The organism is Streptomyces muensis (assembly GCF_021474425.1).
GTDB lineage: Bacteria > Actinomycetota > Actinomycetes > Streptomycetales > Streptomycetaceae > Streptomyces > Streptomyces muensis.
The window spans coordinates 1-9536 of sequence record NZ_JAKEIP010000294.1 but is presented as its reverse complement, the minus strand read 5'-3'; the positions used below and the strand labels follow the sequence as shown (position 1 = coordinate 9536).

Below are 9536 nucleotides of genomic sequence, written 5' to 3'. Positions count from 1 at the left end.
GTCCGGGATCGTCACGCGCGTGTGACCGGCGGCCACTAGGGTCTGCCCATGCTCCTGTGGATCAACGGCCCCTTCGGGGGCGGCAAGACACAGACCGCACACGAGATCCGGCGGCGCCTGCCCGGCAGCGTCATCTGCGACCCCGAGCACGCCGGCTTCGGCCTGCGGCGCATGCTCCCCGCGGAGCTGCGCGGGGACTTCCAGGACCTGACGTCCTGGCGCGAGGGCGTCGTCGAGGTCCTCGACCTCGCCCTCACCAAGCACGACGGCGTCGTGATCGCGCCCATGACGGTCACGAACTCCGACTACTTCGCCGAGACGGTCGGCCGGTTGCGCGAACTCGGCCATGACGTACGGCACTTCACGCTCCTCGCCGAGCGGGAGACCGTCCTGAAACGGCTGCGCGAGCGCGGCTTCGGACACCTCGCGCAGTTCGTCGCCGGGAAGAACTCCGGGCTGCGCCGGGAGAGTTGGGCCGTACAGCAGCTCGACCACTGTCTGGAGCGGTTGAGCGAGCCGGAGTTCGCCGAGCATCTGTGGACCGACCACTCGACCGTGCCGAAGACGGCCGACCGGATCGCCGTCCTGGCCGGGCTGAAGCTCCGGCCCAACAACGAGGGCGCGCTGCGGACACGGCTGCGGCAGGCGGGCGTCGGGATCAGGCACATCCGGTTCGACTGACGGTCACCTCAGGAGCGCTTCGAGGAAGTCACTGCCGAGCCGCGCCACCGCGGTGACGTCCAGCTGGTACAGGACGTACCGCCCGCGGCGGCGGGTGGTGATCAGGCCCGCCTTCTTGAGGACGCTCAGGTGCCGGGATATCTCCGGGGCGGTCATGCCGTGGATCTGTACGAGCTCGCTCGTGGTGTAGGTGCTGCGGGCGAGGTTGCGGCACAGCTGCATCCGCACCGGGTGGGACAGGGCGGCCATGCGCAGGGTCAGCTGCTCGACCGAGGGCGGTGACGCCAGCTCGGGGGTACTGACGGGGTAGTGCAGCACGGGCTGCCAGCCGTGGCGGTGCAGCACCATCAGATGCGGCCAGCCCAGGCTGGTGGGCACGAGCAGCAGGCTCCGGTCCTTGATGACGGTGTGGCCTTGGCGCAGCTTGTCGATGGTGATCCGGCCGGCGGCCTCGTCGAGCACCACCGCCGCGGAGATCGAGGTCAGCGCCTCGGCCAGCCCCTTGTGCCGCAGCAGGTCGGTCCTGTGGCGGGCGTCAGCGGCGAGCTGGTGGCGCAGCCGGGACCAGGTGTCGGCGAAGAACGCCTCGTCGCAGTCCTCCAGGAACTGCCGCAGCCAGGCCCGGATCCGCGGTGGGTCGTCGAGCAGCCGCTGGCTGAACCGCAACTGCTGCGGCCCGCGCGCGGCGGCCAGTTCCAGGGCGCGGCGGCGCAGCTCCGCGTCGGCCAGCACATCCTGGCTGGGCGTGGCGTAGGGCAGGGCGCAGGTGAACTCCAGGGCCGCGTCCACGAACTGCTCGTCCGTCAGCTTGTCCAGCAGGTCCAGCTCCTCGGCGAGCGTCGCGCCGGGCAGGGCTCCGCCCGGGACGCCCGCACAGGGCAGGAACAGATCCGAGAACGTCGTCCGCCACAGGAAGTCGGCCTCGCACATCCGGTCGGCCAGGTGCGGGTCGAGCCGGGCGGTGACGGTCGTCGCCCAGCCCCGCAGCCCCGGATGATGCCCCGACTCCGACAGGGCGTGCAGCGCCGTGCCGAGCTCGGCCAGGGGTGAGGGGACCACGGCGACCCTCTCCGGCCGCAGCCCCGCGATGTCGATGCTCACGCTCATGCCCTCATGGTGCACCCCGCCACTGACAACGCGGCCGTCGATTGACGGCGGCCGTCAATCCACGCGACGCCACCGCGACCCCGGACGCAGCCTGGGACCACCGGGGCAGCCGCGGAGCCCGATCCCTACGTCATGTCTCCAACGTCCCGAGAGGCGAACCACCATGAGCAGCACGCAGTACCACCTCCTCCACCTCTACCGCGCCCGGCAGCTCGGCGAGCCCGCACCTCCGGCGCCGGGCACCCATGACTGGCAGGTCGTGCGCGAGTGGCGCGACCACCGCCAGTTCAGGGCGGCCGTCGCCGCCGGGCGCCCGGCCCGGGTGCGGTGGCTTCGGGGGTGGTGGCGTTCTACTGGCTGAGCTGGTGGGGGAGTCGGGCCACGAACTCGGTGACCGCCGTTTTCACGTCGTCGGCCGTCCATTCCAGGCCGGGAGCCCGCACATGGATCTCGGTGAAGGACAGGCCCGGGCCTTTCTGGTCCCAGGCGTGGGCGAAGAGCATGGTGTCCGTCTCCTCGGCGGCCCGGACCGCCGCCTCCGCGGCGACATCGGTGTCGTACGGCAGCCAGACCTGGAAGTCGTGGGTGTGCGGCACCTCGGGGTACACGCGCGCCCACGGCACTCCGGCCGCCGCGAAGCCCTCGCGCAGCGCGGCGGCCACCACGCGCGCGTGCGCCACGTACTCCGGCAGCCGAGGAAGCTGCCTCTCCAGGCCGACCAGCGCCGACAGCACGGTGGGGAACTGCTGGAAGACCTGGCCGCCGTACCTGTGCCGCCAGACCCTGGCTTCCTCGACCAGGGCCTTCGGGCCGGCCAGGGCCGCGCCCCCGAACGCGTCGAGTGACTTGTAGAACGACACGTACACGCTGTCGGCCAGGCCCGCGATCTCCTCCAGCGGACGACCGAGGTGGACGGTGGACTCCCACAGGCGTGCCCCGTCGAAGTGCACCACGGCGTCCCTCTCGCGCGCCGCGTCCACGACCTCGGTGAGCTCGTCCCATGTGGGCAGCACGAAACCGGCTTCCCGCAAGGGGAGTTCGAGCATCAGCGTTCCGAAGGGCTCCTCGAAGTCGCGCACCTCGGCGGCGGTCGGCAGCCTGGGCTCGCTCGTCACCCGCACCGGGCGCAGACCGCTCACCTGACTGAACGCGTTGCGCTCGTGCACCTCGGGGTGGCTCAGCGCATGCAGGGCGACCGTCGGGTTGCCGGTCCGGCCCGCCCAGCAGCGCAGGGCCACCTGCTGGGCCATCGTGCCCGTCGGAAAGAAGGCGGCGGCCTCCAGGCCGAGCAGTGCGGCGACCTTCTCCTCCAGCACTTCGACGACGCCGTTGCCGTAGATGTCCGACGGCTCGTCCAGGTCGTACAGGTCCGTTGCCGCGTCCAAGAGGGCAAGGCGCTCGCGGAGGGTCTTCTGGAAACCGTGGCGTGCGAATACGCGCCGCGTACTGCGTTGGGCGGTGATGCGCCGCTCGCGGAGCTCTCCGCGCCGTTTCTCGTCACTCATCCCGGGATGATGCCTCGGGTCGGTGCGCGCCATCACCCGTATTTCCCGTACCGCACCCGCCCCGCCGCAGCGTTACGTAACCCACAGCCTGTGGACAACCGGACCCCTTCCGAACCAATCGCGTTAACATGACGAGAAATCGTCCGGTACCCAGAGCGGACTGGAACGGGAAGGCCGCCGTCGAGTGAGTACAAGCCAACAGCCAGATCCCAGGGACCGCCCCGCGCGCCTCACCGTCGGCGTCGTCGGCGCCGGCCGCGTGGGCCCCGCGCTCGCCGCGTCCCTCCAGCTCGCCGGGCACCGCCCGGTGGCCGTCTCCGGGGTCTCCGACACCTCCCGGCGCCGGGCCGCGCAGATGCTCCCCGACGTGCCGCTCGTGCCGCCCGCAGAGGTGCTCGCGCGCGCGGAACTGGTGCTGCTGACCGTCCCCGACGACGCCCTGCCCGAGCTGGTCGAGGGCCTCGCCGAGACCGGAGCCGTCCGGCCCGGGCAACTGCTCGTGCACACCTCCGGCCGCTACGGCGCCAAGGTGCTCGACCCAGCCCTGCGCGCGGGCGCGCTGCCGCTGGCCCTGCACCCGGCGATGACCTTCACCGGCACGCCCGTGGACGTCCAGCGCCTGGCCGGCTGCTCCTTCGGGGTCACCGCGCCCGAGGAGCTGCGGCTGGCCGCCGAGGCCCTCGTCATCGAGATGGGCGGCGAACCGGAATGGATCGCCGAGGACATGCGCCCGCTCTACCACGCGGCGCTCGCGCTGGGCGCCAACCACCTGGTCACGCTCGTCGCCCAGTCCATGGAGCTGCTGCGCGAGGCGGGCGTCACGGCCCCCGACCGGATGCTCGGCCCGCTGCTCGGCGCCGCCCTCGACAACGCCCTGCGCTCCGGTGACGCCGCCCTGACCGGCCCTGTCGCGCGCGGTGACGCCGGCACCGTCGCCGCGCACGTGACCGAGCTGCGCCGGCACGCCCCACAGACCGTCGCCGGCTATCTCGCGATGGCCCGCGCGACCGCCGACCGGGCGCTCGCGCACGGACTCCTGAAGCCGGAGCTCGCCGAGGACCTCCTCGGGGTACTCGCCCACGGAACCGACGGCGCCGAGGGAGGGGCCCGATGACGACCACCCTGCTGCGCACCGCCGCCGAACTGCACGCACGCACGCGTACCGGCCGCCGCGCCGTCGTGATGACCATGGGCGCCCTGCACGAGGGCCACGCCACCCTGATCCGCACCGCGCGCACCATCGCCGGACCGGAGGGCGAGGTCGTCGTCACCGTCTTCGTGAACCCCTTGCAGTTCGGCAAGGGCGAGGACCTCGACCGCTACCCGCGCACCCTGGAGGCCGACCTCAAGATCGCCGAACAGGCGGGCGCGGACGCCGTGTTCGCCCCCTCGGTCGACGAGGTGTACCCGGGCGGCGAGCCCCAGGTGCGCATCAGCGCCGGCCCCATGGGCGAGCGCCTCGAAGGCGGCTCCCGGCCCGGCCACTTCGACGGCATGCTCACCGTCGTCGCCAAACTGCTCCACCTCACCCGCCCCGACGTCGCCCTGTACGGCCAGAAGGACGCCCAGCAGCTCGCCCTGATCCGCCGCATGGTGCGCGACCTGAACTTCGGCGTCGAGATCGTCGGCGTCCCCACCGTGCGCGAGGAGGACGGCCTCGCGCTGTCCAGCCGCAACCGCTACCTCGCTCCCAAGGAGCGGCGCACGGCACTCGCCCTGTCCCAGTCGCTGTTCGCCGGCCGCGACCGGCACGCGGCGCAGGAGGCGCTGCGCGCGCGGGCCCGCGAAGTGCCCGCCACGCGCGCGCGTGCCGAGGCGCTCAGCGCCATAGGGGAGTCCCGCGCGGCCGCCGACGCACACGCCGTCGCCAAGGCCGTGCCCGGCTCCCCGGCGGCCGTCCGCGCCGCCGCCCGTCTGGTCCTCGACGAGGCCGCCCGCCTCGACCCGCCGCTCGAACTGGACTACCTCGCGCTCGTCGACCCGTCCGACTTCACCGAGATCGCGGACGACTTCACCGGCGAGGCCGTCCTCGCCGTCGCCGCCCGGGTCGGTAAGACCCGGCTGATCGACAACCTCCCCCTCACCTTCGGAGCCGCCTCGTGACCAGCACAGGCATACGACTGCACGCCCCGGCGCCCGGGTGGTCCATCTCCGCCGACGTCGTGGTCGTCGGTTCCGGCGTCGCGGGGCTCACCGCGGCCCTGCGCTGCGAGGCCGCGGGCCTGACGACGGTCGTCGTCACCAAGGCCCGCCTCGACGACGGCTCCACCCGCTGGGCCCAGGGCGGCATCGCCGCGGCCCTCGGGGACGGCGACACCCCCGAACAGCACCTCGACGACACCCTGGTGGCGGGCGCCGGCCTGTGCGACGAGGAAGCGGTCCGCATCCTCGTCACCGAGGGCCCCGACGCCGTACGCCGCCTCATCGAGACCGGCGCCCACTTCGACGAGTCCGAGGAAGGCGGCCTGGAGCTCACCCGCGAGGGCGGCCACCACCGCCGCCGTATCGCCCACGCCGGCGGCGACGCGACCGGCGCCGAGATCTCCCGCGCCCTTGTCGAGGCGGTACGCGCGCGTGGCTTGCGCACGATCGAGAACGCGCTCGTCCTCGACCTGCTGACGGACGCCGAGGGCCGTACGGCGGGCGTCACCCTGCACGTCATGGGTGAGGGCCAGCACGACGGCGTGGGAGCGGTCCACGCGCCCGCGGTGGTCCTCGCCACCGGCGGCATGGGCCAGGTCTTCTCGGCGACGACGAACCCGTCCGTGTCCACGGGCGACGGAGTGGCCCTCGCGCTGCGCGCGGGTGCCGAGGTCAGCGATCTCGAATTCGTCCAGTTCCACCCCACGGTCCTGTTCCTCGGCACGGACGCGGAGGGCCAGCAGCCCCTGGTCTCCGAGGCGGTACGCGGCGAAGGCGCCCACCTGGTCGACGCCGGCGGCGTCCGCTTCATGCTCGGCCGGCACGAACTGGCCGAGCTCGCCCCCCGGGACATCGTCGCCAAGGGCATCATGCGCCGCATGCAGGAGCAGGACGCCGAGCACATGTTCCTCGACGCCCGCCACTTCGGCGCCGACATGTGGGAGCACCGCTTCCCGACGATCCTGGCCGCCTGCCGCGCCAACGGCATCGACCCGGTCACGGCCCCCATCCCGATCGCCCCGGCCGCCCACTACGCCTCCGGCGGCGTCCGCACCGACTCCCACGGCCGTACGACCGTCCCCGGCCTGTACGCGTGCGGCGAGGTCGCCTGCACGGGCGTGCACGGCGCCAACCGCCTGGCCTCCAACTCACTCCTCGAAGGCCTGGTCTACGCCGAGCGCATCGTGGCCGACATCGCGGCCGCCCGCGCGGCGAACGGCCTCCACGCGCGCGTGCCGCACCCGGTGCCGTACCCCGAGACCCCCGAGCACCCCCTGCTCGCCCCCGAGGCCCGTTTCGCGATCCAGCGGATCATGACGAACGGCGCCGGAGTCCTGCGCTCCGCGGCCTCCCTCGCCCAGGCCGCCGACCAGCTCCAGCAGCTGCACAGCGAGGCCCGGGACGCGCTCACCGAGAACGGCAAGACGGCCGAGCCCGGCGTCGACACCTGGGAGGCCACCAACCTCCTGTGCGTGGCCCGGGTCCTGGTGACCGCGGCACAGCTGCGCGAGGAGACGCGGGGCTGCCACTGGCGCGAGGACGGGCCCGACCGCGACGACGCGACCTGGCGGCGCCACATTGTCGTACGCCTGAACCCCGACCGCACACTGGCCGTGCACACCACCGAAACCGCAGACTTCCCCCCGACCCGGCAGCCACAGCAGGAGCAGTGACAGAAGTGACCACCCCCGACCTTCCCCTCGCCTCGAGCGGCGGCTGCGGCGACGACTGCGCCTGCGGTGCGGACACCGACGGCGAGGCGTACCTGGAGTGCGGGCTCGACCCCGCGCTCGCACAGCTCCTCGCCGACGCGGGCCTCGACCCCGTCGAGGTCGAGGACATCGCCAACGTGGCCATCCAGGAGGACCTCGCCCACGGCGTGGACGTGACGACGGTCGCCACGATCCCCGAGGAGTCGACCGCCACCGCCGACTTCGTCGCACGCGAGGCGGGCGTCGTCGCGGGCCTCAGAGTCGCCGAAGCCGTGGTCTCGATCGTCTGCGAGGACGAGTTCGAGGTGGAACGGCACGTGGAGGACGGCGACCGCGTGTCGGAGGGCCAGAAGCTCCTCTCCGTCACCACCCGCACCCGCGACCTCCTGACCGCCGAACGCAGCGCCCTGAACATCCTCTGCCGCCTCTCCGGCATCGCGACGGCCACGCGCGCGTGGGAGGACGTACTGGAGGGCACGAAGGCGAGGGTCCGCGACACCCGCAAGACGACGCCGGGCCTGCGCTCCCTGGAGAAGTACGCGGTGCGCTGCGGCGGCGGGGTGAACCACCGCATGTCGTTGTCCGACGCGGCCCTGGTGAAGGACAACCACGTGGTGGCCGCGGGCGGCGTCGCACAGGCCTTCAAGGCGGTCCGCGAAGCCTTCCCCGACCTGCCCATCGAGGTCGAGGTGGACACCCTCCACCAGCTCCGCGAGGTCGTGGACGCGGGCGCCGACCTGATCCTCCTGGACAACTTCACGCCGGGGGAGTGCGAGGAGGCCGTGGCGATCGTCGACGGCCGCGCGGCACTGGAGGCGTCGGGCCGGCTGACCCTGACGAACGCCAAGGCGTACGCCGACACAGGCGTCGACTACCTCGCCGTCGGGGCGCTCACCCACTCCTCGCCGATCCTGGACATCGGCATGGACCTGCGAGCGGCGGAGTAGGGACGGGCATGCTCCTCACGATCGACGTAGGCAACACGCACACCGTCCTCGGCCTGTTCGACGGCGAGGACATCGTCGAACACTGGCGCATCTCCACGGACGCCCGTCGCACCGCCGACGAACTCGCGGTCCTGCTCCAGGGCCTGATGGGCATGCACCCGCTCCTCGGCGACGAGCTCGGCGACGGCATCGACGGCATCGCCATCTGCGCGACGGTCCCCTCGGTCCTGCACGAGCTGCGCGAGGTGACCCGCCGCTACTACGGCGACGTCCCCGCGGTCTTGGTCGAGCCGGGCGTGAAGACGGGCGTACCGATCCTCACCGACAACCCCAAGGAGGTCGGCGCCGACCGCATCATCAACGCGGTGGCGGCGGTCGACCTCTACGGTGGTCCGGCGATCGTCGTGGACTTCGGTACGGCGACGACGTTCGACGCGGTGAGTGCGCGGGGCGAGTACATCGGCGGTGTCATCGCGCCCGGCATCGAGATCTCGGTCGAGGCCCTGGGCGTCCGCGGCGCGCAGCTCCGCAAGATCGAGGTGGCCCGTCCGCGCAGCGTCATCGGCAAGAACACCGTCGAGGCCATGCAGTCCGGCATCATCTACGGCTTCGCGGGCCAGGTCGACGGCGTCGTCAACCGTATGGCCCGCGAACTGGCGGACGACCCCGACGAGGTCACGGTCATCGCGACGGGTGGCCTGGCTCCCATGGTCCTCGGCGAGTCCTCCGTCATCGACGAACACGAGCCCTGGCTGACCCTGATCGGCCTCCGCCTCGTCTACGAACGCAACGTCTCCCGCATGTAACCCCCGTTTCCTCGCCCCCGCCGCCCCTACCCGTCCCATCCTTCGAAGGGGCTCCGCCCCTTCAACCCCGCCATCGGCCTACGGCCTCGTCCTCAAACGCCGGACGGGCTGAAGATGCCCGGACCGGCATCGAAGGGGAACCGGCCCGTGGGCGTGGCCGGGGTGTTCCTCAAGCGCCGGGCGGGCTGAAGGGTGCGGAGCTGCATCGCCCCCAAGGGGCGCGGGGAACTGCGCGACCAGCCCCCACCGGGCCGCGGTCGCCCACGGCGCGAAGGGGCCGTGTCGGGGGGTGTCCGCCCGCAGCGGCCGGCGTCAAGAAGCAGCCCTTCCTGGCCGACCGAGCCGCCGGACCGAGGACGGACACCCCCCGGCGCGGCCCCGACCCACAACGCACGCCAAGCGCTACGCGAACCCGCAGGCATCCACCCTCGAACCTGGAACCGAACAGATTCCTCCGGCGTATTCATGGGCAGGGGGCTCCTGCACACCGTGGGTGCTTTGCGGGTCGATCAGCGATACTTGCGGCGACGGATGACCATGGGGGAGGTCAACAGTGACACAGACGCCGAAAACCAGCGTACCCACCATGCCATCCGTACCACCCCAACCCCAGCCTCAGCTCCACCCCCAACACGC

General features: G+C 72.4%; 9 protein-coding genes. 7 read left to right on the top strand and 2 right to left on the bottom strand.

Translation table 11 applies throughout. From position 1 onward, the window contains the following. The first annotated feature begins 48 nt into the window (after positions 1-48). Positions 49-681: an AAA family ATPase gene (locus tag L0P92_RS38150; protein ID WP_234767708.1), complete on the top strand. Its 633-nt coding sequence runs from the start codon at positions 49-51 to the stop codon at positions 679-681. Positions 682-684: 3 nt separating this feature from the next. On the opposite strand, the gene L0P92_RS38145 is transcribed toward L0P92_RS38150, so the two are convergent. Continuing rightward, positions 685-1788: a DUF5937 family protein gene (locus L0P92_RS38145; protein ID WP_234767707.1), complete on the bottom strand. Its 1104-nt coding sequence runs from the start codon at positions 1786-1788 to the stop codon at positions 685-687. Between the two features lie 163 nt (positions 1789-1951). Between L0P92_RS38145 and L0P92_RS38140 the strand changes: the two genes are divergently transcribed. Further along, complete coding sequence (locus L0P92_RS38140) at positions 1952-2149, top strand: hypothetical protein (RefSeq protein WP_234767705.1); 198 nt, start codon at positions 1952-1954, stop codon at positions 2147-2149. On the opposite strand, the gene L0P92_RS38135 is transcribed toward L0P92_RS38140, so the two are convergent. Further along, positions 2139-3293 carry a threonine aldolase family protein gene (locus tag L0P92_RS38135; protein WP_234767704.1) on the bottom strand — a complete coding sequence of 385 codons (1155 nt, stop codon included), beginning with the start codon at positions 3291-3293 and terminating at the stop codon, positions 2139-2141. The two genes, L0P92_RS38140 and L0P92_RS38135, sit on opposite strands and share 11 nt — an antisense overlap. Before the next feature lie 184 nt (positions 3294-3477). Between L0P92_RS38135 and L0P92_RS38130 the strand changes: the two genes are divergently transcribed. Genes L0P92_RS38130 through L0P92_RS38110 form a run of 5 tightly spaced genes read left to right on the top strand, consistent with a single transcriptional unit; the run spans position 3478 to position 8900 of the window. Then, positions 3478-4407 carry a Rossmann-like and DUF2520 domain-containing protein gene (locus L0P92_RS38130; protein ID WP_234767703.1) on the top strand — a complete coding sequence of 310 codons (930 nt, stop codon included), beginning with the start codon at positions 3478-3480 and terminating at the stop codon, positions 4405-4407. Then, positions 4404-5396: a pantoate--beta-alanine ligase gene (gene panC, locus L0P92_RS38125; protein WP_234767702.1), complete on the top strand. Its 993-nt coding sequence runs from the start codon at positions 4404-4406 to the stop codon at positions 5394-5396. Before L0P92_RS38130 ends, panC begins: the two co-directional genes overlap by 4 nt. Continuing rightward, the gene (locus L0P92_RS38120) at positions 5393-7108 is read left to right on the top strand and encodes an L-aspartate oxidase (protein WP_234767700.1); all 1716 of its coding nucleotides are present in this window, start codon (positions 5393-5395) and stop codon (positions 7106-7108) included. Before panC ends, L0P92_RS38120 begins: the two co-directional genes overlap by 4 nt. Positions 7109-7113: 5 nt before the next feature. Continuing rightward, positions 7114-8094, top strand: coding sequence for a carboxylating nicotinate-nucleotide diphosphorylase (gene nadC / locus L0P92_RS38115; RefSeq protein ID WP_234767698.1), 981 nt, complete (start codon positions 7114-7116; stop codon positions 8092-8094). Between the two features lie 8 nt (positions 8095-8102). After that, a complete protein-coding gene (locus L0P92_RS38110; protein WP_217207191.1) occupies positions 8103-8900 on the top strand; it encodes a type III pantothenate kinase in 798 nt (265 codons plus the stop codon). Positions 8901-9536 lie beyond the last annotated feature (636 nt).

Coding starts and splice junctions, on each gene's coding strand:
- L0P92_RS38150 (WP_234767708.1), top strand. CDS start 49: ATGCTCCTGTGGATCAACGGCCCCTTCGGGGGCGGCAAGACACAGACC.
- L0P92_RS38145 (WP_234767707.1), bottom strand. CDS start 1,788: ATGAGCGTGAGCATCGACATCGCGGGGCTGCGGCCGGAGAGGGTCGCC.
- L0P92_RS38140 (WP_234767705.1), top strand. CDS start 1,952: ATGAGCAGCACGCAGTACCACCTCCTCCACCTCTACCGCGCCCGGCAG.
- L0P92_RS38135 (WP_234767704.1), bottom strand. CDS start 3,293: ATGAGTGACGAGAAACGGCGCGGAGAGCTCCGCGAGCGGCGCATCACC.
- panC (WP_234767702.1), top strand. CDS start 4,404: ATGACGACCACCCTGCTGCGCACCGCCGCCGAACTGCACGCACGCACG.
- L0P92_RS38110 (WP_217207191.1), top strand. CDS start 8,103: ATGCTCCTCACGATCGACGTAGGCAACACGCACACCGTCCTCGGCCTG.